Genomic DNA, 23,058 nt, shown 5'->3' on the forward strand with positions numbered 1-23,058 from the left:
CTGCCGTTGGTTGTCCTCCTGGTCGCCGGGCCGTGGCTGGCCGGGCAAGGGCTGACTGCGGGCCTGATCATGGGCGGCCTGATGTACGTCGTCTCCGGTCTGCAACCGGCGTTGCAAGCCGTGATCGCCGGAATCGGCGGGAGCGGCCTGCGGTTCGTGGTGACGCTCGGCCGGATCCTCGACGAAACGACGATTCCGCCGGTCGAGGTGCCGGACGAGCACGAGCGGCAAGGCGAGAACTTGATCATGCGGGATGTCCGGTTCGCCTACGGGCCACACGCCGAGCCTGTCCTTCGTGACCTCGATCTGACCGTTCTGCCGGGCGAACACCTCGCGGTAGTCGGCCCGAGCGGGATCGGGAAGTCCACATTGGCCAGTCTGATCTGCGGTCTGCGTGAGCCGGACATGGGCTCGATCAGGTATGGAAGGGTGCCCGCGGCAGACCTCAACGCACGCGACCGCGTCCTGATCCCGCAGGAAGCCTACGTATTCGCCGGACCTCTGCGTGACAACCTGACGTACCTCCGGCCGGACGCGACCGACTCCCAGATTCGAGCAGCGATCGATGCCGTCGGTGCACGTGACCTGGTCGAGAAGATCGGCGACCAGCTCGACCCGGTTGGCCTGTCCGCGGGGCAGCGGCAGCTGATCGCGTTGGTCCGGGCATATCTGAGCCCGGCCCGGCTCGTGGTGCTCGACGAGGCCACGTGTCACCTTGACGCAGTGGCAGAACGGCGTGCCGAAGAAGCGTTCGTACAGCGAGAAGGAACGCTCATCGTAGTGGCGCATCGGATCAGCTCGGCGCGGCGAGCCGAGCGGATCCTCGTATTGGACGGGGTCACAGCCGAGGTCGGCGACCACGCTTCGCTTGTGCGGCGGTCACCGTTGTACCGAGACCTATGGGGGCATTGGTCACAACCAACCCGCTTCCCGCACGATCCGGATGGCATCGATGCGAGTGCGGGCGCAGGTCTTGCTCATCACCTTGGACAGGTAATTCCGCACGGTTCCCTTGGACAACGACAGCCGGGAGGCGATCTCCGGTCCGGAGGCACCGTCGGCGGCTAATCGAAGAACCTGCAGTTCCCGTGGTGTGAACGGATTCGGGCCAGCAGCCAGCGCGGCAACCGCGAGATTGACGTCAACTACCTGCGAACCCCGTGCGGCACCACGGATCGCGGCGATCAACCGGGCGGCCGAAGCGTTCTTGTCGACCAGCCCGAGCACTTCCGCGGTGAGCGCTCGTTGGACCAGACCAGGCGGTTTGGCCGCGGCCAGCGCCACGACCTGCGTGCGCGGCAGCCGCGCCCTGAGCTCCGGGACCATTGTCAGGCCACGGGTGCACGGCTGATCGACATCGATCACCGCGACATCGGGACGGATCCGCGTGGCTATCGGGACCACGTTGTCATCGCACTTCAGGTCGGCGACCACCTCCATGTCGTGCTGGTCGGATAACAGCGTCACGAGTGCGTCGCGCAACAGATCCATGTCCACGACGAGCAGCACTCGGATCGCCCCCGGCACGGTTGCCGGGTACCCGGTTGTCACTGGGCTGACTTGCGGCCCTGCCGACATTCGTCCTCCCTCTCGTTGAGCTCTGGCGAGCTCCCCACGCGATCCGTAGATACGGGTTGGGCAGATGGCCGTTACCAGCGCACCGTTGGGCCTGATCTTGGCTCATACGAATGGAGCAATCCGGCAAATAATCAACCGGTGAATTCCGGGATTTGGCGTGGTGACAGCGTTTCCGGATTGTGCCGTGAAGGTCACCCATGCGGCGTCTAACGCGTCAAGGGAGGCCCTCGCGCGTCTAACGCCGCGAGGGTGACCTTCACGGCAAATGTGTAGGGCGAGGCCGTGTCCAGTGTAAGTCAGAAATTTGCGTTATGCCGTTTAGACCTTGCTTTAGTAGAGGCGCTGAACTTATTATCCCCATCATCTGGCAATGGCGCCAGAGGATTGAGGGCAGACAGCAATGCGAACCCTGCGAAGCATTGTCGGCCTGCTGGTCTTCCTGCTCACTCTGGTCACGGTCACGCCGGTACCGGCGTCGGCCTCCTTAGCTGTGCAGGCGGTTGCAGCTGACGTTCACCTCTTCTACTACCCGTGGTACGGAAACCCGTCTGTGAACGGGAATTACCGGCATTGGCAGCAAGGCGGCCGTACTCCACCGGAGGACATCGGGGCGGATTTCTACCCGACGCTCGGTGCGTACGACTCCGGCGATACCGCGGTGATCGACCAGCACATGCGGTGGATCCAGCAGTCGGGTGCTGGCACGATCGTCACAACCTGGTGGGGTCAAGGGTCCTATGAGGACAGAATGGTTCCCGCCGTCCTCGCATCGGCCGCGCGGCACGGCATCAAGGTCGCCTGGCATCTCGAGCCGTACCTCAACAGGACAGCTGAGTCCACGGTCGCGGACATCAACTACATCAACTCCCGTTACGGCAGTAGTCCCGCGTTCTACCGCTACAACAACCGGGGCGCGTTCTACGTGTTCGAGAGCCTCCGGATCACCGACTGGAGTGCGTTGGAGCAGGTCAAGGCGACCAGCATCGTGCTGGCCCAGACCACTAACCCGGCGTTGGTCGAGCACTTCGGCGGCATGTACACCTACGACGGCATCGCCGGGGCGACCGCGCCAGGATGGAAGGGCGCGTCGGATTACTGCAAGGCCAACGGTTTGGTGTGGTCGCCGTCGGTCGCGCCCGGCTACATCGACGACCGCGCGGTGCCAGGCAATACAACCCCGACGGTCAACCGTGACAACGGCGCGATGTACGACAGGCAATGGAACAATGCGCTCAATCCGGCCACGGGCGGCGCGCCGACGTGGGTCTCGGTGACGTCGTTCAACGAGTGGCACGAGGGCTCGACCATTGAACCCGCCCGGTCGAATCCGCCTGCGGGACACGGATATCTGACGTACCAAGGCGCGTACAGCAAGTCTGGCGCCGCCGCGGAGACGGCATACCTGGACCGAACCAAGTACTGGGTCGGCCAGTTCACCGGCGGCACGGTTCCGCCGGCGAACCCGAATCTGGCATTGGGCAAGCCGATATCCGCGAGCAGTATCCAGAACGGCTATCCCGCACCCAATGCGAATGACGGGAATGCCAATACCTACTGGGAAAGCGCGAATAACGCCTTCCCGCAGTCGATCACGCTCGACTTCGGCACCGCCACCGAGGTGAGCAAGCTGGTGCTGTCGCTGCCGTCGTCTTGGGGTCCCCGAACCCAGACCCTGACGGTGTACGGCGATGGTTCGACGATCGTCCCGTCGAAGGGTTACGCCTTCGATCCCGCGTCTCGTAACACCGTGACGATCACTTTCCCTGCCACGACCCAACGGACCTTCCGGCTGCACTTCACCGGCAACACGGGCTGGCCCGCCGGTCAGATCGCCGAGTTGCAGGCATACCGGATCTCGTAAGTCTAGAAAGGACACCGATGGCCCCGTCCCCAGGGCGGCGTCGGTGTGGCCTCACGGTCGCACTAATGATCACCGCCGCCGTCAGTATCCCCACCGCAGTCGCACATGCCGGATCGGTCATCCCGCCAGGTGACTACCAGCAGGTGCAGTTGGCGCTCGGACCGAACGAGCTCGGCGAAGCCATGTCGCTCGCGATCCTGCCGAACAGATCCGTGGTGCACACCGCTCGCGACGGCACAGTCCGCGTGACCGACGCGGCAGGCAACACGAGCACCGCGGGCAAGCTCAGCGTGTACTCACACGATGAGGAAGGCCTGCAAGGCGTCGCGGCTGATCCCGGCTTCGCGACCAACAGATTCATCTATCTCTACTACTCACCCGCGTTGAACACGCCGGGCGGGGATGCGCCGACCGAGGGGACGCAGGCGGACTGGGACAGGTGGAAAGGCGAACTCTACCTGTCCCGGTTCGTCCTGACCACGGCGAAGACGCTCGACATGGCCAGCGAGAAGATCGTGCTCAGAGTGGCCAACGACCGCGGCCAGTGCTGTCACGTCGGCGGTGACATCGACTTCGACGCGGCCGGAAACCTATATCTGACAACGGGCGACGACACCAACCCGTTCCAATCGGACAGTTACACGCCGATCGACGAGCGGACCAACCGTAACCCGCAGTTCGACGCCCAACGCTCGTCCGGCAACACCAATGACTTGCGCGGCAAGGTGTTGCGGATCAAGCCTCAGCCGGACGGCACGTACACCGTCCCTTCAGGAAACTTGTTCGCTCCCGGTACACCGAACACGCGGGCCGAGATCTACGCGATGGGTTTCCGAAACCCGTTCCGGATGAACGTGGACAAGGCGACCGGGATCGTCTATCTCGGTGACTATGGCCCGGATGCAGGTGCCACGAACCCCAACCGTGGACCTAACGGTCAGGTCGAGTTCGACCGGATCACTGGTCCAGGCAACTACGGCTGGCCGTACTGCACGGGCACCAACACCACTGAGGAAACGTACAACGACTACCAGTTCCCAAGTGGACCGTCGGGCGCGAAGTTCAACTGTGCGGGCGGTCCGACGAACAACTCGTTCCGCAACACCGGTCAGCAAACCCTGCCCGCTGCCAAGCCTTCGTGGATCAAGTACGGCGGCGACAGCGGGACTCCACCTGAGTTCGGCGGCGGTTCGGAGTCGCCGATGGGCGGCCCGGTCTACCGGTACGACGCGAATCTCAGCTCCGCGATCAAGTTCCCGCAGTCGTTGAGCGGCCGGTACTTCGCGGGTGAGTACGGTCGCCGCTGGATCAAGGCGATCGAAGTGACGTCCAGTGGCGGCGTCGGTGACATCGGGGCGTTCCCGTGGACCGGCACGCAGGTGATGGACATGAACTTCGGCCCGGACGGCGCACTGTACGTCTTGGATTACGGCACCGGAGGTGGCAACCAGGCGCTTTGGCGCATCGAGTACATCGGTGGCCAGAACCGCAATCCGGTCGCGGTTGCGTCGGCCAACCGGACATCGGGCCCGGCTCCGCTTGCGGTCAACTTCTCGTCAGCGGGCAGCAATGATCCTGAAGGCGGAGCGCTGACGTACTCGTGGAACTTCGGCGACGGCACAACATCGACACAGGCCAACCCGGCCAAGACCTATACGGCCAATGGCAAGTACACGGCCACGTTGACGGTCAGGGATCCGCAAGGATTGACGGGTTCAGCCAACGTCCAGATCACAGTAGGTAACACCGCGCCTTCGGTGACGCTGCAGACTCCCGTGCACGGACAGCTGTTCTCCTTCGGTGACACAGTACCGTTCCAGGTGAACGTGTCGGATCCGGAGGACGGGACGATCGACTGTAGCCGGGTCAAGGTGACCTACAAGCTCGGCCACGACAGCCATCGGCACGACATCACCTCAAGGAATGGCTGTACCGGGTCGATCCCGGTGCCGATGGACGGTGAACACGATCCGGCCGCGAACATCTTCGGTGCGTTCGACGCGGAATACACCGACAACGGCGGCCTGACCACGCATGACGAGAACATCCTGCAACCACGGCACCGGCAAGGCGAGCACTTCTCCACCCAGTCCGGTGGCCTCCAACTCGCTCAGCACAGCGCCGCGGAAGGCGGGACGACCGTCGGGTTCACCGACAACAACGACTGGATTTCCTTTACGCCGTACTCATTGACCGGTGCCACCAGTGTCAGCGCCCGTGCTTCCTCCGGCGGGCCGGGCGGCACGATGGAGGTCCGTACCGGCTCGGCAACCGGACCTTTGCTTGGTTCAGTCCAGATCCCGAACACGGGTGGCTGGAACACGTTCACCACCGTGTCCGGCAACCTCAGTAACGTCCCATCCGGAACGACCACTTTGTACCTGGTGTTCAAGGGCGTTACCGGACAAGGGAACCTGTTCGACATCGACGCGTTCACGTTCAACACCGGGCCAACTGGCGGTCCGAACAAGACTGTCGAGGGCGAGAGTTATTCGTCAACGGCTGGTGTTCAACCGGCTCCGCATACCAATGCCAGTGGCGGATACACGGCTGGTTACATCGAGAATGGTGACTGGGCAGCGTATTCCACTGTGAACACAGCTGGAGCTACGGGATTCGAGGCTCGTATCTCCTCGGCCGGGCCGGGCGGCACGATCCAGATCCGGTCCGGCTCGCAGACCGGCACAGTGCTGGGTTCAGTCACGGTTCCGGTGACTGGTGGCTGGGAGAACTTCCAAACAGTCACGACGAGTTTGAGCGGGTCCGCGTCCGGCACGCTCTACCTCGTGTTCACCGGAGGCGGCGGCTTCCTGTTCGATGTGGACACACTGACCGTCAAGTACTAGCGATTTGATGGGACGGCACTCACTCCGGGTCGGGGTGGGTGCCGTTTCGTCGCCAGTGGTCTTCGGCACGATCGCGTAGCCGCTGGATCTCCGACTTGATTTCGTTGTGCTCGTCTGGACGGATCAGGACCTGCTCGGCGACACGGTCCGTGTGCTCCGCGATTTCGTTCCATGCCTTGGCTGTTTCGGCGACGTTGGCTCGTTCGCCCACCGAATGTTGTGCCATAAGCTGGGCCTTCGCGCGCATCTGACGCAGCTTGGGAACGTGCCGCTTGTCGTCCAGGGCTGCTTCGGCCGCGTGCAAGGTGTCGACGATCACGCGGAACCGTTGATTGTGGATCCACGCGCGCGACACGAACTGTCCCGCGACAATGCCCGCGATGCAGCCCAAGGCCGTATTGGCCAGCAAAGTGCCGAGCGTCGGCAGGATTGGGTTCGGCCTGGCGGCGGTGGCGAGCAATGTCGACAGTGGAACGATGTACACCATCCCCAGTGCGTGGTTACGCGGGGCGACGAGCTCGATCATGAACATCAACACGCCGAGGACCAATGCGGCGGCGTAACCGGTTGGGTGCAACCAGAGCACTGGAGCGGCCAGTGCACATCCAGCCACACAGCCGATGGCTCGCAGGAGGGCCCGTCGGTTGGCGATGCTCGCGTACGTTCCTTGCGCCAGAACAGCTATGGCCGCGATCATCGCCCAATAAGGACGGTCCATGCGTAGCGCCACTGCGGCGACACCTGCCAACCCCACGCCAAGAGCTGTCCGTAATGACGCCAGCCACACCGGCGACCTCGGCTGTCGCGGCGCCGCGGGCTCGCTGAGATGAGGGATGACTGTGAGTGCCGCGGCTAGAACGCCTGCGGCGAGCACTGCCAGGACGTAACCGATCTGGAAACCGCCTGGCAGGCTGCTGCCGACCGCGCTGGTCAGGACGAACATCAGCACGCCGGGCGGGGGTACGTCGAGCCGCTGGCACACCACGCTGAACCACGACGACGGGAACCTCACGACGGATCGGGCCGGGCCTGGCGTACAAACAGGCTAAAGCGCCCAAACCGCCCACGAGGCCGTCGATCGGCCTGCCGAGGGCGGTGCCCAGCGCGACCATCACGGCCGCGCACACTCCGGCCCGCCATGCGACCTGAAACCGCGACGGTGCGGGATTCAGTCGCATCAGGACATCGAGCGCTCTCCTCACCGTGCAAGGCTAAACAACTGCCGTGTCATGTTCGACGAGGAACTCCCGCCTCGCGTTCTTTCCCTTGATCGACTCCGCCTCGTCGAGCGCCGCGGTCAGGCCGGTGACGCTGCCGTCCAGCAACGCTTCCAAGGTCTCGATCTTGGTGCGGAAGTAGTAGTAGACATTGGCTTTGGTCACGCCCATCGCGTCGGCGATCTGCTGCAACGAGGTCGCGTCGAACCCGTGCTCGGTGAACAGCCGCCTTGCCGTCTCCAGCACCGATTTGCGGGTCTGCTCGGCTTGTTCGGCGCACGTCGGTGACATCGGCCCATGCTAAACGTTCCCCGGACAGCAGAAACGGCACTCACCGGGTGAGTGCCGTTTCTCCTGACAGATTTGGATCAGCAGTACAGGTTGCCGCCAGGGGACACACCGAGGATGCCGGTGAACCGGTTGTAGTTGTTCACGCGGCTCTGGACCTGCGCCGGGTTACGGCCGTTGCACTCGAGCGAACCGTTGATGCTGCGGATCGTCTCACCGAAGCCACGGTTGTTGACCATCGCGTCGTGCGGGGTCATGGTGCCGGGGCCGTTCTGGGTCATCCAGTACCAGATACCGGTCCGCCACGCGACGGACGCGTCGTTCTGGACCAGCCACGGGTTGGTCAGCAGCGGCAGGCCGAGCGCGTCGCCAGCGGCCTTGTAGTTGAAGTTCCAGCTCAGCTGGATCGGGCCACGGCCGTAGTACGCCGCCTGACCGGCCGGGCAGCCGTAGGGCTGGCCCCAGTCGCAGTAGTGCGGGTAGTTGGCCTGGTTCTGCTCGACGACGTGCACAAGACCGCCGGTCTCGTGGGACACGTTGGCGAGGAACGCCGCGGCTTCCTGCTTGCGGGTCACGTCACTGCCGGTCTTGGCGAAGGCTGGGTAGGCGTTCAGTGCCGCGATCAGACCGCTGTAGCTGTAGAAACCGTTGCGGCCGGGGAACATCTGGTTGAACTGCGCTTCGCTGACCACGAAGTTGCCGCTTGGCGGCGGGTTCGGCGGCGGGTTGCCGCCACCGGGAGGCGCGTTCCACTTCTGGTTCGGGCCGCCGGTGCACTCCCAGATCTGCAGGCGCGTGCCGTTGGCAGAGTTGTTGCCGGAGACGTCAAGGCACTTGTTGGCCTGGGTGTTGACGATGTCGTTGGCGCCGCTGACAACCCAGCTCTGCGCCCCGGTGCCGTTGCAGTCCCAGATCTGCACGACTGTGCCGTTGGCGGTGCCACCGCCCGCGACATCGAGGCACTTGCCGAGAGCCTGCAGCTGGCTGCCGGTGTTGTTCCACTGCTGGGCACCGGTTCCGTTGCAGTCATACAGCTGGACAGCGGTGCCGTTGGCGCTGTTGGCACCCGCGATGTCCACGCACTTGCCAGCGAGGCCCGAGATCTGGCCGACGTCCGCGTTGGCGACGCCCGCAGGCAGGGTGACCACGGCCAGCGCGGCAGCTGCGCTGGCAACCATGACGATTCTTCGTTTGAACATACTTTCTCTCCGGGTTGATGGCATTGCAGGGCAGGGGAAAGCGTGTCCACCACTCCGGCACACCGTGTCGACCGTTCCGGAACGGTGTGTCCACCGTTCGTGCATGGTGTGTCGACCATTCCGGCACAGTGAAATTCCCTTCGGCACCCCTGCTCCCGGGATTCACTGTGTCGCAACGTGTATTTCGGTGTGTTGGAAAGGTGGACACGACGTGTCGCAATGGTGGACACGACGGTTAGGGCGCTGGGACTGTCCACTTCTGATTGGCGGCTCCCGTGCATTCCCAGATCTGCAGGCGGGTTCCGTTGGCTGAGTTGTTGCCTGTCACGTCCAGGCACTTGTTGGCCTGCGCGTTGACTATGTCGTTGGACGCGGTCACGTTCCATTGCTGTGCACCGGATCCGTTGCAGTCCCAGATCTGCACGACCGTTCCATTGGCAGTACCGCCGCCGGAAACATCCAGGCACTTACCGAGGGACTGGAGCTGGCTGCCGGTCCGCGTCCACTGCTGTGCGCCGGTTCCGTTGCAGTCATACAGCTGGACAGCGGTGCCGTTGGCGCTGTTGGCACCGGCCACGTCCACGCACTTGCCTGCGAGACCCGTGATCTGACCGCCGCCTCCACCGCCGCCGCTTTGCGTGCCGGTCCAGGTGAAGGTCGCGGACGTGCGGGACGGCAGGTTGTACGTAAAGGACTGTCCGCCCCAGTTGACGCGGACACTCTGCGTGCTGCCAGTGGTGTTGTACGCCAGCAGGGCCTTGGATCCGTCGGCGTTGCGCCACGCCACGTTCTTGACCGAGGCGTTGTCGTTGGACTGGATCCGGCGCGCACCCGGCTTCACGAACTTGGTCAGGTGTCCCATCGTGTAGTACTCGATGGTGTAGTCCACCTGGCCGTGCCTGCTGTCACCATTGTGGACAGTGACCAACCCTGTGCACTGGTTGCAGCCGCCGTTGTGCGGGTTGTGGTTCTGGTCCATCGCCAGGCTCCACTTTGTCACCGTACGGGCGTAGTTGCGGGTGGTGTTGATGATGTAGTTCATGTCGTCGGTGTGCTGGTTACCGACCCAGAGACCGCCGGACATTTCCGTGCCGTACTGCGGAATTCCCGGGTACTGGTTCTGCACGGTGGTCTGCTGCGAGACGTTGCCGCCGTAACCGTGCCACGCCACACCGCCGAAGTTCGGGTGGTTGCGGATCGCGGCGTCGTTCACCGTTGGCGCGGCGTACTCGTTGTACTTGTCCCAGTTCCAGTCGAGCGCGAGTGCCTTTGTGGACAGTCCGGCGCCCTGCAATGCGGGCAGCAGGTTGTTCTTGGTGAAGACCTGCAGGCCGGAACCGTTCCACATGGTCGACGGGTAGCTCGCGCAACACGTCGGCTCGTTGTTCACGGTCACGTACTTGATCGGAATACCTTGTGCCGCATAGGCCTGCGCGTACTTCACGAAATACTGCGCCAGTGCGGGGTAGTACTGCGACTCGACCCAGCCGAGCTTGTAGTCGTCGTTGTCCTTCATCCACGGCGGAACTGACCACGGCGAGCCCATCACAGTGGCTGCCGGGTTTAGCTGCAACGCCTGGCGGGTCAGGGGAACGACGTCCGCGAGGTCGTGGTTGATGTTGAACCGCGTGAGGTTCGGGTCGGTCTGCCCGGCAGGCATGTCGTCGTACGTGTAGCTGAACCGGGCGAGGTCCGAACCACCCATCGGGTTACGGATGAAGCTGACGCCGATGCCAGTGTTCGGATCGAACAGCCTACGCATCACCTCGTCGCGGGTATTCGCCGAGAGGATATTGCTTGAGTTCATCAGCCACGCGGCTGAGTCTGTGAAGGAGGCTCCAGCGCCTTCGAACGGCTGGTACTGGGTGTTCTCGTTGACGGTGATGGTCACCGCGCCAGAACCATTGCCTGCCGCGAAGTTCACCGGAGTCTGCTGCTGCAGGCCGCGGGTGACGTTCACGCCATCGGCGTCATTCGTGGTGGTGAGCCAGATGTTCACGGTCTCGCCAGCGGCCTGTGCGGGCGTCGGAATGGCGAGCGCGGTCAGGGTGAACAGGGATAGGGCACCGAAAAGGAAAGGATTGCGGCGGTTTTTCGGCATGACTGGCTACCTCGTTCGTTCGTGGTCGTAACGAGCTAGTAGAGGAGAAAAGGTAGGCGCTGCGTCGGGTGCAGGGGATCCGACGCAGCGCCTGGCATGTCACACGGCAGCGTTCCACTTCTGGTTGGCAGCGCCGGTGCAGTCCCAGATCTGGAGCCTGGTGGCGTTGGCAGGATTGCCACCGGAGACGTCGAGGCACTTGTTGGCCGCGATGTTCACGATGTCATTGGCGCCACTGATCGCCCACTGTTGTGCTCCGGAACCGTTGCATTCCCACAACTGGACGAGCGTTCCGTTGGCCGTTCCGCCGCCAGCGGCGTCAAGGCACTTGCCGAGAGCCTGCAGCTGGTTGCCGTTGCGGGTCCACCGCTGGGCGTTGCTGCCGTTGCAGTCGTAGATCTGGACCGGGGTCCCGTTGGCGTTGCTGGCACCTGCGACATCGACGCACTTGCCTGCCAGGCCGGTGATCTGGCCGCCGCCACCTGGCGGTGGGTTGCCGCCACCGGGGGTGTCGGTGACGCGAACGTAGTCCACCGTCAGGGTGTTCGGGAACGGCGTGCTGGCGTTCGGGTCACCAGGCCAGTAACCACCGACGGCCAGGTTCAGGATGATCCCGAACGTCCGGTTGTTGAACACCCACTGCCGTCCGCCGAGGTCGGCGGGCGTGCGGCGCTGGTACTCGTTGCCGTCGACCGACCAGACCAACAGGTTCGGCGACCAGTCGAGGGTGAACGTGTGGAAGCCGTCGGCGAAGCGAGGACCGTTGTACGCGGCGCCAATGCCGCCGGAACCGGAGTAACCGGGGCCGTGAATGGTGCCGTGCACGGTGTTCGGCTCGAAACCGACGTTCTCCATGATGTCGATCTCACCGTTGTTCGGCCACTGGCCGCCGGTGGTGCCCATCATCCAGAACGCGGGCCACATTCCCTGGCCGTGCGACATCTTCAGCCGGGTCTCGAAACGGCCGTACGCCTGAGCGAACTTGCCGAACGTGTTGAGCCGGGCGGAGGTGTACTCGCAGCGGCCGTACCAGCAGTTGAAGTTGCCCGGGTTTTCCCGGCGCGCGGTGATGACGAGGTTGCCCTGTCCGTCCATCGAAGCGTTGCGCGTGCTGTTGGTCGAGTACTGCCGCTCGTGGTTGTTGACGTTGTCGCCGATTTCGTGGGTCCATTTGCTCCCGTCGACGGGGCTTCCGGCTGGACCGTTGAATTCGTCGGCGAAAGTGACGGCGGCGATCTTCACGTCAGGGGCGGGGGCGGCGGATGCCTGCGTGCTCAACGCAGTGCCGACCACCATTGAACCGAGCACGAGGGCCGCGGAAAGCACGGCCCCGGCCCGAGTCCGCCGAAGAGACAGGCGGCTGGACATCTTTGTCACCTCTCGTGCAGGGGATTGCGAGAGCGTTCTCACATCGGGGTGTGCGCTACCCCGACTAAGTTTTTTTATTGGATAAACTAATAAAAGCGGCGGGAACGTCAGCAGTATGCATGGTCTAGACCAGGGCGGCAACACCCGGCTTGATCGACTCAGTACCCGGCGTCATCGCCCACGATTATTTTAACCACGAATAAAGACGTGAACAAGGCGCTGACCTGCGACAGAGACCTGCCGGTTGACCTGTGGTCAGTGATCACACCCATGACGCGGCCGGCCGTCGCGGTGTTTCCTGCGTGTGGCCTGCACCACAAGCCAATTCACAGCTTTGGTGCGAATGGTCTACACGCTGCTGTCCACAATAGACAGTCGACCAGTGCTTAGTCCGGAGTTGGACCTCCGGCAGGGGAGGCCTGAGTGGACCGGCGCCGCGCCGGTCCACCGGGCAAGTTCTAGAAAGATCAACTTTATGCAGCGGCCGTATTTTCCCTGGGATCCGCGCCTTCGTCGAGCATCGCCGCGACCGGAAGAGTCGCGGCACCGACGGCGACAGCGTCCGGGCCGAGCTGACACAGCTCAATCGACGTCACGCCATAGGGATGCCGCAACGCATGCGCCCGCGCGACCTGCCGGACCATCGGCAGCAGCCGTCCGCCGATGGACAAGCCAGCCCACCCGCCGAGCACGATCCGTTCGGGATTGAACAGATTGATCAGATTGGCGATCCCCGCGCCCAGATACCCGGCGGTCTCCTCGAGCACCTTTGCCGCGGTCTTCGACCGGACGGCGGCCGCGACCACTGCGTCCAGCTGGGACTGTTCATCCGTGCCGGGAATGTCCCGTCCGCCGCGAGCTTTGCGATACCGGTCAAGGATTCCCTCGGCACCTATGTATGCCTCAAGGCAGCCGTGCGACCCGCACCTGCACGACCTGCCGTCGTAAACGATGGTGGTGTGACCCCATTCGCCCGCGCTGCTCGTCGATCCGCGATACGTGGTCCCGTTGGCGATCACCGCGGCCCCGACGCCAGATCCGATCAAGGCGATCACGGCATGCTTGGCGCCACGACCCGCGCCGAACCACATCTCCGCCTGACCAAGCGTCTTGGCGCCATTGTCAAAGAACAACGGCAGCGTGATTCCGCCAGCACGCAACAACTGCTCGAGCGCGACACCCTCCCACCCGATGGTCTGCGCGTGCACGACAACTGGCTCGCCATGCTCGACCGTGCCTGGCACGCCAACGCCGATGCCGAGAACGGTGTGCTCCTCAACGCGGGACGTACGCAGCACCTCGTTGACGCCGGAGACGATCTGCTCGACCACCTCGCCGGGATCCGGTCGCGGGGACGTCATCGAATGGTCGGCCGCGGCGAGCCGATTCATCGCCAGATCGAACAGTTCGACCTTGACCCCGGTCTCCCCGACGTCGATACCGATCACGTGGCCATAGTTCGGATCGACGCGCAGCAGCACTCTCGGCCTGCCGCCGTCCGACTCGACCAGTCCGGCTTCGATGATCAGCCGGTCGTCGACGAGCTCCCCGGTCACGTTGCTCACCGTCGCCGCACTCAATCCGGTGAGCTGGCTCAGCTCGTGCCTGCTCAGCGGGCCGTCGAAGAACAGCTTGGAGAGCACAGTGGATCGATTGCTGCGGCGCAGGTCCCTGACCGTGGTGCGCTTCGGAGCCATGACTACCCCTCTCTGGCTTCTGAGCCAGCAACAGCATGCCTCACCAGCCTAAATACCGGCCATAAATTAAATTTTCAAGTAAAGCCAACCAGTGGTGAGCTCTGGACATGGCACAATCCATACGTGCTCCGGTCGACCCAGCAGACAACGCGTGACCTGCGCCGACACAACAGGTCGGCGCTGCTGTCGCGGCTCTATCTAGACGGACCGGGCAGCCGGCTCGAACTGATGCAGGCATCGGGCCTGAGTTCGGCGACGGTCAGCAATGTCATCTCGGACCTGATCAGCGACGGAATGGTAGCCGAAGCGGGCTCCGTCGACTCGGACGGCGGCAGGCCGAGAACACTCCTGCAAGTCAGGGCGGACTACGGCAACGTAGTAGGCGTCGATATCGGGGAAACCCACGTCCAGGTCGGCCTCTTCGACTGCACCCTGAACACGCTGGATACGGCCACATACCCCATAGCGGACACGAAACTGGAGCCCGAGCAGGTCGCGCAGCTGGTGGTGCAGGGCATCGCGGAGGTTACGGCTTCGTCGGACTCCGCTTCCTTGTTGGGTGTGGGTGTCGGCGTCCCAGGAGCGGTGCTGTCGGATGGTCTGGTCCACGCGCCGACGTTGAAATGGTCCGGCGTGCCGTTGGTGTCGATGTTGCGCCCCTTGGTGAACGCGCCTCTGTACGTGGACAACTGTGCCCGAACCTTGGGGCAGGCCGAGATGTGGCGTGGAGCAGGCCGTGATGCGTCCCGGGCTGTCATTGCCTTGCTGGGCGTCGGGGTCGGCGCGGCGGTTGCGACTGGGTCGGACTCGTACCGTTCGGCGACATCCGTGACCGCTGAGTGGGGACATACGGTCGTGCAGGTTGGTGGCGCTGCTTGCCGGTGCGGGTCGTGTGGGTGTCTTGAGGCTTACGTTGGCGCTGAGGCGGTTCTTGCCCGTTACGGCAAGGCTCTGTCCGCTTCGGACACTGAGTCGCGGCTGGTCGAGCTTGCCGGGTTGCCGGATCCCGATGCCCAGCGGGTGATCGCGGAGACCGCGGAGTACCTGGGGATCGGCATTTCGAACCTGGTCAACATGCTCAACCCGGACAAGGTCGTGCTGTCCGGATGGGTCTCCGCGGTGCTCGGCCCTTCGGTGCTGGCAGCCGTCCGGGATACGGTCAAAAGGCACGCACTGCCTTATTTGTTCGCGCAGACGGAAATCGAGCTTGGCCAGCTGGGGAATGCCGAAGTCGCACTCGGCGCCGCCACTCTGCCCGTTCTGCAGCTCCTGGCCACCGGGGCGCGCCCCGCTTAGTCGCATATTCCCAGCGTGGGTCTCGTGAGTGGTTAAGCGTGTTCTAACCCTGCTAACCACTCACGAGGGGTGTAGGCCGTTGACGTTCGAGGCTTCGCGACTTACCTTAAGTCGTGTAGGAAGTCCTCGCGACCCGGAGGCGGCATGGAAGCCCAGCTCTACATCAACGGAGAGTTCAGCCACGCAGCCTCGGGACAAACCGGCCCGGTTGACGAGAAAGCCACAGGCAAGCAGCTCGGCACCTACGCCAAAGCCACCACAGAGGACATTGACAGGGCGGTCGAGGCCGCGCGCAAGGCGCAGCCTGCCTGGGCGGCCACCAGCGCCCCGGAACGCTCGAACCTCCTGCTCAAGTTCGCCGAAGTGCTGCAGGGGCGCTTCGACGAGCTGGTCGAGCAGAGCATGCGGGAAACCGGCGGAGTGCGGGCCAAGGCCGAGGACGAGGTCGGCACGTCGATCAAGCAGCTGCGCATTTCCGCTGTGCAGGTCGGCGAGAACGCGGGCGACATCCTTCCGCCGTACAAAGCGGGAAAGCTGTCGCTGTCCAGGGCAGTGCCCCTCGGCGTGATCGGCCTGATCACGCCATGGAATTACCCGATGAACCTCGCGATGCGCGCGGTGGCCCCGGGTTTGGCGTTCGGCAACACGGTCGTCCTCAAGCCTGCCGAATTGACCCCGATCATCGGCGGCCAGGTCCTCGCTGAGGCCGCGCACGAAGCCGGTTTCCCGCCCGGCACCTTCAATGTTGTCCCTGGCGATGGCGAGGAGGCCGGTTGGCCGCTTGCCACCCATCCCGGCCTTGACCTGATGGATTTCACCGGTTCACGGGAAATCGGCGTCCGGATCGCCGAGGCCAACGCCAGCAGCCTCCGCAACATCAGGCTCGAACTCGGCGGCAGCAATGCTTTCGTCATCCTCGACGACGCTGACATCGAACTGGCCGCGTCCTGCGCGATGATCGCGTCCCTGGAGTTCCAGGGGCAGACGTGCATCAGCGCGAGCAGGCACATCGTGCACCGCGATGTCGCCGACGCGTATCTGAACGCCGTGACCAAGCGGGTTGAGGCGTTGAAGGTCGGGGATCCGTTCGACGCCGTCGACCAAGGGCCGCTGATCAGCGAGAAACAGCGAGACCGTGTGCATCACGACATCGTCGAGAAGTCCATCGCGATGGGCGCCAAGTTGGTCAGTGGTGGGACGTATGAAGGGCTGTTCTACCGGCCGACCGTTCTCGCAGACGTCCGGCCCGGCATGCCCGCGTTCGATGAGGAGATCTTCGGGCCGGTGATCCCGGTGACCGTTGTGGACAGTGAGGACGAGGCCATCGACCTCGTCAACGGCTATCCCATGTTGATGAACTCGGTGTTCAGCGCTGACCTTTTCCGCGGGATGCGTGTCGCCGAGCAGTTGCAGGCAGGCGAAGTGCACGTCAACGACGCGCACGCGCGCCACGGCGCGGACAACCAGATGTCTGGTTTCACCAAGCGGCAATGGATCGGTGTTCAGCGCACGCCGCTGAACTTGCCGGGGTGGACTGCGGGCGTCGCCGGGTAGAGTCCCGGGTCGCGGCGGAGGAACCCCACTGACACATATGTGAGCGGAGTACACCATGAGGAGTCAACGAAGACTCGCCGCAGTGCTGCTGGCCGCCGGGCTCGCCGTCACGGCGTGCGGCGGTGACGACAGCGCCGCGCCCGCCCCCACCGGCCCGGCCGAGCTGAGCTTCTGGGGCTGGGACCCCAATATGGACAAGGTCGTCGCGATCTGGAACGCGCAGAACCCGGACATCCACGTCACGCTGACCAACCCGGCCGGTGGCGACCAGCTGGTCAACAAGATGGTCACGGCGCACCAGGCAGGCAACGGCCCGGACATCGCCAAGGTCGAGTACCAGTCGCTGCCCGCGTTGGTGTCCGGCGGTGTCGTACGGGACATCACCGAGTACACATCGGACACCGTCAAGGACTTCGACGAGCCGACCCTCAAAGCGACCAGGTTCGAGGGCAAGGTGTACGGCATCCCGCAGGATGTCGCCCCGCTCATGCTGTTCTACCGGACGGACCTGTTCCAGCAGTACGGCCTGACCGTGCCTAAGACGTGGGACGAATACGCCCAGACCGCGCGCACGCTCAAGCAGAAGGCGCCGAACGCGTTCATCACCAACTTCGACGCGGCCGACCCTGGCTGGTTCGCCGGATTGGCCCAGCAGAACGGCGCCGACTGGTGGTCGACGAGCGGGACCAACTGGAAGGTCGACATCAACGGCGACGCGTCCAAGAAGGTCGCCACATACTGGGAAGACCTGGTCAAAGCCGGTGTGGTCGACAAGGGCCCGTCGTTCTCTCCACAGTGGAACAAGCAAATGAACGACGGCACGCTGGCCACGTGGATCTCCGGTGCATGGGCGCCCGCGCAGTTCAACGGGATCGCACCGGACACCAAGGGCAAATGGGCCGTCGCGCCGCTGCCGGCCTGGCAGGCCGGCGACAACGCCACCGGGATCTGGGGTGGCTCGGCGATCACCGTGACCACGGACTCGAAACGCCCTGCCGAGGCGGCGAAGTTCGTGTCGTGGCTGAACACCAATGCCGAGGCCGTGACCGCGCAGATCAAGAACATCAACGTCTACCCGGCGTCAACGGCAGGCCGGTCGTTGCCGGTGCTGAAGGAGCCGCCGCCGTTCATGCCCAACCAGACCGACTACTACGACGTGGTCAAGCAGGCCGCGCCGGGCGCCCGCAGTTTCCCGATGTGGGGGCCGAACGTGACGGTGACGTTCGCCAGCTACACCGACTCGTTCGGCAAGGCGATGCAGGCCAACAGCCCGTTCAACGGCGCGCTCGACGCCATGCAGAACGCGACCGTCGCTGATATGAAGAAACTCGGGTTCACGCTGAACTAGAAAGACAGCAGCATGCGGAAAAGCAAGGGCTTGCCCTACTTCCTCGTGTTGCCCGCGGTGGTCTTGTTCCTGCTGTTCGTTGTCGCGCCTGGGATCTACGCACTCGTGCTGAGCTTCCAGGCGCGCAAGGTCAGTGGCGGGCTGCTGGCCGCGGGCAGCAACGTGGTGTTCGTCGGGCTGGACAACTACCAGGGCGTGCTCGCCGATCCCGAGCTGCTCGGCAGCGTCGTCCGGATGCTGCTCGTCGGCCTCATCACCGTCGGCTTCACGGTCGGGCTCGCCTTGCTTTTCGCGCTGCTGCTTGATGTTCCGAGGACCAGGCTGACCAGGTTCACCCGGCTGGCCATCTTCCTGCCGTACGCGGTCCCTGGCGTGATCGCCACCTTGTTGTGGGGCTTTCTCTACCTGCCTGCCACCAGCCCGGTCGGCGGCGACTTCTTCGGGCCCACGTCGGTCTTCTTCTCCGTGGCCAACGTGGTGGTGTGGGGCGCGGCCGGGTTCAACATGATCGTCATATTCACCGCGCTGCGGTCGATCCCTTCAGAGGTCTACGAAGCCGCGCGCCTTGACGGCTGTAGCGAACTGAAGATGGCGCTGCGGATCAAGGTCCCGCTAGTCCGCCCGGCCATCGCGATGTGCACGCTGTTCAGCGTGCTTGCCGCGCTGCAGCTGGTCAACGAGCCGTTCACGCTGCGGCCACTGTCCAATGCGATCTCGTCGGAGTGGACACCGATGATGAAGATCTACAAAGACGCCTTTGTGGACTCCGACATCTACAGTGCCGCGGCGACTTCGGTGCTGTTCACTGTGGTCGCATTGGTCGTTTCCTTTGTCGCGGCCAAGGTCGTGCAGCGGGGTGTCCGATGAGGAGGATCAACTTCGCCACGATCGGCCTGTTGCTCGGCGCCATCTACACACTCGCGCCGACACTGTGGATCGTCATCGCCGCTACGAAATCGCCAGCCGAGCTGTTCTCGACGTCGACGTATCTGCCGTCGTTCACTGGCGGACTGGTCACCAACGTCAAGGATCTGACCGCCTACCAGGACGGGATCTTCTGGCGCTGGATGCTCAACAGCTTCCTGTACGCACTGGTCGGCGGCGTGATCGCGTCGCTGGTCTCGGCCGCGGCGGGATATGCGCTGGCCAAATACGAGTTCTTCGGACGACGGGTCATCTTCAACACGATCCTGGCGGGCGTGCTGCTGCCGCAGATCGTGCTCGCCATCCCGCAGTACCTGCTGCTGTCCAAAGTGGGCCTGACGGACACGTTCATTGGCGTGTTGTTGCCACAGCTGTTCAACCCGTACGGCATCTACCTGTGCCGGATCTACGCCGCCGCGTCCGTCCCTGATTCCATGCTCGAAGCCGGGCGGCTGGACGGCGCGGGGGAGTTCCGGCTGTTCACGTCGATCGGCCTGCGGCTGATGGCGCCAGGACTGGTCACCGTCTTCCTGCTGCAGTTCATCGTCATCTGGAACAACTTCCTGTTGCCCTTCGTGATGCTGACCAGTGACAGTCAGTTCCCGGTGACGGTTGGGCTGTACAGCCTCTTGCGGCACGGGGCGGCAGAGGCTTCGCTTTACTCGTTGGTCATCACCGGTACATTGCTGTCCGTCCTACCGGTTATTGCCCTGTTCCTGGCGTTGCAGCGGTACTGGCGGATCGACTTGGTGAGCGGATCGGTGAAGCAATGATTACTTTACGCCTAAAATTAAGGGTGATTTCGTAACCTGCTCGTTATTGACGTGACCCTGGCCACGCGGTTGACTCCCACCCATTGGCCGGATCGCGACCGGCGAACGTGAGAGCGTGTCCATGCACGTCCCCGGCCCCGCCGCAGGCCGGGTTGAAAGCCCTCGAGTTGTCCCAAAGCTGTGCCCGAGTAGTTCAACGACCGAACCAAGACCACGAAGGAGGATCCATGCGAGCCAAGCGCACCGCCGCCTTAGCCCTCGCTGGCATCCTGTCGATGGCCAGTCTCGCCGCCTGCAGCAGCAGCAACAGCGGGACCAGCAACGCCGGCTCGACCACTGTGCTGAACGTTGGCATGCCCAACGGCCCGCAGACGGAGAACAACAACCCGTTCGTCAACACGTCGGCTGCCCGCCAGTCGGGATACATGCGGGCCATCTACGAGCCCCTCGTGATGTACAACGAGATCCGGGCGAACGACGTCACCAAGCCGTGGCTGGCCAGCTCATGGGAGTGGTCGGACAACTACAAGAAGATCGTTTTCACGATCCGGGACAACGTCACGTGGTCCGACGGCAAGCCGCTGACCGGTGAGGACGTCGCCTACACGTTCCAGCTGCTGCGCGACAACCCCGGCCTGAACATCGACAGCGTCAAGTACAAGGACATCAGCTTCGAGGGCAACAAGGTCACGCTTGGCTTCGAGGGCTCGCAGTTCGTCTACCAGAAGAAGATCTTCGAGCAGTTCATCGTGCCGAAGCACCAGTGGTCGACGTTCTCGTCGCCGGCCACCGAGACGGTGAAGAACCCGATCGGCAGCGGCCCGTACACGCTCAAGACCTTCACGCCGCAGACGGTCACGGTCGTCGCCCGCGAGGGATACTGGCAGCAGGCGCCGGCGGTCAAGGAGATCCGCTACACCTCCTACAACGACAACCAGGCGCAGACCACGGCTCTTGCCACCGGCCAGGCGGAGTGGAGCTATGTCTTCATCCCGAACCCGCAGGCGGTCTACACCAGCAAGGACCCGCAGCACTACAAGCTGTGGTTCCCGTCCGCGCTCGGCGTGCACGGCCTGGTGATCAACACCAAGGTCGAGCCGTGGAACAACAAGTTCCTGCGCCGCGCGGTCAGCATGGTCGTCAACCGCGACGACATCTTCACCCAGGGCGAGGCCGGCTACTTCTACCCGAAGATCGAGAACATCACGGGTATCCCGACCCCAGCGGGTGACCCGTTCATCGCGCCGGAGTTCAAGGGCAAGAACTACGCCATCGACGTCGCGGGTGCCAAGAAGCTGCTGACCGACAACGGCTTCAAATACCAGGGCGAGACGCTGCTCGACCCGAGCGGCAAGCCGGTCACCCTGCGCTCGATCGTGCCGTCCGGCTGGTCGGACTACGTGACCAACCTTGAGATCATCAAGGACAACCTCAAGGGCATCGGCATCGACAACACGGTCGACAAGATCAACCAGGATGCCTGGGGCAAGGCCATCGACACCGGTGACTTCGGTGCTTCGATGCGGTGGACGAACAACGGCAACACGCCGTACGACATCTACCAGACCATCATGGACGGTGCGCTCTACAAGCCGATCGGCACCGGTGGCATCAACGGCAACTACGGCCGGTTCCAGAACGACACCGCCACCGCGGCGCTCAACACCTACGCCAACGCCACCGATGAGGCAGCTCGCAGCGCGGCCATGAACGAGCTGCAGAAGATCTTCGTCGACGAGATGCCGATGATCATCACCTCCGAGGGCAACGTGGGTGGCCAGTACAGCACCAAGAACTGGGTCGGCTGGCCGGACGAGCAGAACAACTACGCTCCCGCGCAGCCGACGCAGGAGAACGCGCTGGACATCATCATGAGCCTCAAGCCTGCTACGGCCTCATGACAGCGAGCAGTATGAAGGCGTCGGCCTCCGAGACCACCGAGGTGGTTCTGGAGGCCGATGGCCTGACCAAGCACTTCCCGGTCCGCAAGCGCGGCCGGGAGGTGCTTTCCAAAGTGACCAAAGTGGTCAGGGCGGTCGACGACGTCACCCTGACTCTGCGGCGTGGCAAGGTGACCGCACTCGTCGGCGAGTCCGGTTCAGGGAAGTCCACTGTGGCCAGGCTCCTCGCCCAGCTCTACGGCCGGACCTCCGGTGACATCAAGCTGCACGGCGAGTCGGTCTCAGTGAAGTCCGGCAAGAAGTTCCGGGCGTACTCCAAGCGGGTCCAGATGATTTTCCAGGACCCGTTCGCGTCACTGAACCCCGTGCACACCGTGCGGTACCACCTGACCAGGGCGCTCAAGATCCATGGCAGAGCGGGCAAGACCAAAGAGGACTTGGAGAAGGCGCTCGCGGATCTGCTGTCGAGGGTGCAGCTGACGCCGCCCGAGCGCTACATCGACAAGTTCCCGCACGAGCTGTCCGGTGGCCAGCGCCAGCGCGTGGCGATCGCTCGTGCGCTCGGCGCGGACCCAGAGGCGCTGCTCGCCGACGAGCCAGTGTCCATGTTGGACGTCTCGATCCGGCTCGGTGTGCTGAACCTGTTGCGGGATCTGAAGGAACGCCTGAACCTGGCGATCCTGTACATCACGCACGACATCGCGTCGGCGCGGTACTTCGCCGACGAGACGATCGTGATGTACGCGGGGCGCATCGTCGAAGGCGGTGACAGCGAGACCGTCACCCAGCGGCCCGCGCATCCGTACACGCAGCTGTTGATCGACTCGGCGCCGGATCCCGACCAGATCGCCGCGCACGCGGTGAGCGAAAAGGACCGGGGCACGGGCGAACCGCCCAGCTTGATCAACCCGCCGTCCGGTTGCCGGTTCCACCCGCGCTGCCCGCACGCGATGGATCGCTGCAAGACCGAACTGCCGCCACGGTTCGAGATCGGTGACGGGCCAGGGCACTTCGCGGCTTGCTGGTTGTACTCGTCGGAGGAGAAGCCATGAGCGAGCCTGCGAGCGAATCATTCAACGCAGTGCCGGGCTCATGCGACGGGCTTGC

At 63.8% G+C, this 23,058-nt stretch carries 16 protein-coding genes and 1 pseudogene; 10 read left to right on the top strand and 7 right to left on the bottom strand.

Features of this window, described 5'->3' with window-relative positions:
- Positions 1 to 246 precede the first annotated feature (246 nt).
- A pseudogene (locus LWC34_RS59285) lies at positions 247 to 696 on the top strand (ATP-binding cassette domain-containing protein); the annotation flags it as partial.
- 216 nt (positions 697 to 912) lie between these two features.
- Here LWC34_RS59285 and LWC34_RS00995 read toward each other — a convergent pair.
- Positions 913 to 1,578 carry a LuxR C-terminal-related transcriptional regulator gene (locus tag LWC34_RS00995; RefSeq protein ID WP_443667745.1) on the bottom strand — a complete coding sequence of 222 codons (666 nt, stop codon included), beginning with the start codon at positions 1,576 to 1,578 and terminating at the stop codon, positions 913 to 915.
- Positions 1,579 to 1,978: 400 nt separating this feature from the next.
- Between LWC34_RS00995 and LWC34_RS01000 the strand changes: the two genes are divergently transcribed.
- Both LWC34_RS01000 and LWC34_RS01005 read left to right on the top strand, forming a co-directional pair.
- Positions 1,979 to 3,439 carry a discoidin domain-containing protein gene (locus LWC34_RS01000; protein WP_233722490.1) on the top strand — a complete coding sequence of 487 codons (1,461 nt, stop codon included), beginning with the start codon at positions 1,979 to 1,981 and terminating at the stop codon, positions 3,437 to 3,439.
- Between the two features lie 65 nt (positions 3,440 to 3,504).
- On the top strand, positions 3,505 to 6,285 hold the full coding sequence (locus LWC34_RS01005; protein ID WP_233722491.1) for a carbohydrate-binding protein: 2,781 nt from the start codon (positions 3,505 to 3,507) through the stop codon (positions 6,283 to 6,285).
- A 19-nt stretch (positions 6,286 to 6,304) separates the two neighbouring features.
- Here the strand turns inward: LWC34_RS01005 and LWC34_RS01010 are convergent, their stop codons facing one another.
- The 6 genes from LWC34_RS01010 to LWC34_RS01035 all read right to left on the bottom strand — a co-directional run bounded on the left by LWC34_RS01010 (position 6,305) and on the right by LWC34_RS01035 (position 14,155).
- Positions 6,305 to 7,297: an FUSC family protein gene (locus LWC34_RS01010; protein ID WP_233722492.1), complete on the bottom strand. Its 993-nt coding sequence runs from the start codon at positions 7,295 to 7,297 to the stop codon at positions 6,305 to 6,307.
- A 199-nt stretch (positions 7,298 to 7,496) separates the two neighbouring features.
- Positions 7,497 to 7,793 carry a TetR/AcrR family transcriptional regulator gene (locus LWC34_RS01015; protein WP_233722493.1) on the bottom strand — a complete coding sequence of 99 codons (297 nt, stop codon included), beginning with the start codon at positions 7,791 to 7,793 and terminating at the stop codon, positions 7,497 to 7,499.
- Between the two features lie 77 nt (positions 7,794 to 7,870).
- Positions 7,871 to 8,989, bottom strand: coding sequence for a glycoside hydrolase family 19 protein (locus tag LWC34_RS01020; protein ID WP_233722494.1), 1,119 nt, complete (start codon positions 8,987 to 8,989; stop codon positions 7,871 to 7,873).
- A gap of 235 nt (positions 8,990 to 9,224) precedes the next feature.
- Complete coding sequence (locus tag LWC34_RS01025; protein ID WP_233722495.1) at positions 9,225 to 11,090, bottom strand: RICIN domain-containing protein; 1,866 nt, start codon at positions 11,088 to 11,090, stop codon at positions 9,225 to 9,227.
- 99 nt (positions 11,091 to 11,189) lie between these two features.
- A complete protein-coding gene (locus tag LWC34_RS01030; protein ID WP_233722496.1) occupies positions 11,190 to 12,458 on the bottom strand; it encodes a ricin-type beta-trefoil lectin domain protein in 1,269 nt (422 codons plus the stop codon).
- Between the two features lie 473 nt (positions 12,459 to 12,931).
- Entirely contained in the window at positions 12,932 to 14,155 is a 1,224-nt protein-coding gene (locus LWC34_RS01035; protein WP_233722497.1) for an ROK family transcriptional regulator, read from the bottom strand.
- A gap of 123 nt (positions 14,156 to 14,278) precedes the next feature.
- Between LWC34_RS01035 and LWC34_RS01040 the strand changes: the two genes are divergently transcribed.
- From LWC34_RS01040 to LWC34_RS01070, 7 genes are all read left to right on the top strand, one after another.
- Entirely contained in the window at positions 14,279 to 15,451 is a 1,173-nt protein-coding gene (locus LWC34_RS01040) for an ROK family transcriptional regulator (protein ID WP_233722498.1), read from the top strand.
- A 144-nt stretch (positions 15,452 to 15,595) separates the two neighbouring features.
- Entirely contained in the window at positions 15,596 to 17,005 is a 1,410-nt protein-coding gene (locus tag LWC34_RS01045) for an aldehyde dehydrogenase family protein (protein ID WP_233722499.1), read from the top strand.
- Positions 17,006 to 17,060: 55 nt separating this feature from the next.
- Entirely contained in the window at positions 17,061 to 18,353 is a 1,293-nt protein-coding gene (locus LWC34_RS01050) for an ABC transporter substrate-binding protein (protein WP_233722500.1), read from the top strand.
- A gap of 12 nt (positions 18,354 to 18,365) precedes the next feature.
- Positions 18,366 to 19,220 carry a carbohydrate ABC transporter permease gene (locus tag LWC34_RS01055; RefSeq protein WP_233722501.1) on the top strand — a complete coding sequence of 285 codons (855 nt, stop codon included), beginning with the start codon at positions 18,366 to 18,368 and terminating at the stop codon, positions 19,218 to 19,220.
- Positions 19,217 to 20,050 (top strand): carbohydrate ABC transporter permease, encoded by an 834-nt coding sequence (locus tag LWC34_RS01060; protein WP_233722502.1) that lies wholly within the window; start codon positions 19,217 to 19,219, stop codon positions 20,048 to 20,050. Before LWC34_RS01055 ends, LWC34_RS01060 begins: the two co-directional genes overlap by 4 nt.
- A gap of 227 nt (positions 20,051 to 20,277) precedes the next feature.
- Positions 20,278 to 21,951, top strand: a complete 1,674-nt coding sequence (locus LWC34_RS01065; RefSeq protein WP_233722503.1) for an ABC transporter substrate-binding protein — start codon at positions 20,278 to 20,280, stop codon at positions 21,949 to 21,951.
- A gap of 11 nt (positions 21,952 to 21,962) precedes the next feature.
- Positions 21,963 to 23,003 carry an ABC transporter ATP-binding protein gene (locus tag LWC34_RS01070; RefSeq protein ID WP_233722504.1) on the top strand — a complete coding sequence of 347 codons (1,041 nt, stop codon included), beginning with the start codon at positions 21,963 to 21,965 and terminating at the stop codon, positions 23,001 to 23,003.
- Positions 23,004 to 23,058 lie beyond the last annotated feature (55 nt).

Source organism: Kibdelosporangium philippinense (genome assembly GCF_021390435.2).
Classification (GTDB): Bacteria; Actinomycetota; Actinomycetes; order Mycobacteriales; family Pseudonocardiaceae; genus Kibdelosporangium; species Kibdelosporangium philippinense.

Coding starts and splice junctions, on each gene's coding strand:
- LWC34_RS01050 (WP_233722500.1), top strand. CDS start 17,061: ATGAGGAGTCAACGAAGACTCGCCGCAGTGCTGCTGGCCGCCGGGCTC.
- LWC34_RS01060 (WP_233722502.1), top strand. CDS start 19,217: ATGAGGAGGATCAACTTCGCCACGATCGGCCTGTTGCTCGGCGCCATC.
- LWC34_RS01005 (WP_233722491.1), top strand. CDS start 3,505: ATGATCACCGCCGCCGTCAGTATCCCCACCGCAGTCGCACATGCCGGA.
- LWC34_RS01065 (WP_233722503.1), top strand. CDS start 20,278: ATGCGAGCCAAGCGCACCGCCGCCTTAGCCCTCGCTGGCATCCTGTCG.
- LWC34_RS01020 (WP_233722494.1), bottom strand. CDS start 8,989: ATGTTCAAACGAAGAATCGTCATGGTTGCCAGCGCAGCTGCCGCGCTG.
- LWC34_RS01025 (WP_233722495.1), bottom strand. CDS start 11,090: ATGCCGAAAAACCGCCGCAATCCTTTCCTTTTCGGTGCCCTATCCCTG.
- LWC34_RS00995 (WP_443667745.1), bottom strand. CDS start 1,578: ATGTCGGCAGGGCCGCAAGTCAGCCCAGTGACAACCGGGTACCCGGCA.
- LWC34_RS01070 (WP_233722504.1), top strand. CDS start 21,963: ATGAAGGCGTCGGCCTCCGAGACCACCGAGGTGGTTCTGGAGGCCGAT.
- LWC34_RS01045 (WP_233722499.1), top strand. CDS start 15,596: ATGGAAGCCCAGCTCTACATCAACGGAGAGTTCAGCCACGCAGCCTCG.
- LWC34_RS01055 (WP_233722501.1), top strand. CDS start 18,366: ATGCGGAAAAGCAAGGGCTTGCCCTACTTCCTCGTGTTGCCCGCGGTG.
- LWC34_RS01035 (WP_233722497.1), bottom strand. CDS start 14,155: ATGGCTCCGAAGCGCACCACGGTCAGGGACCTGCGCCGCAGCAATCGA.
- LWC34_RS01030 (WP_233722496.1), bottom strand. CDS start 12,458: ATGTCCAGCCGCCTGTCTCTTCGGCGGACTCGGGCCGGGGCCGTGCTT.
- LWC34_RS01000 (WP_233722490.1), top strand. CDS start 1,979: ATGCGAACCCTGCGAAGCATTGTCGGCCTGCTGGTCTTCCTGCTCACT.
- LWC34_RS01015 (WP_233722493.1), bottom strand. CDS start 7,793: ATGTCACCGACGTGCGCCGAACAAGCCGAGCAGACCCGCAAATCGGTG.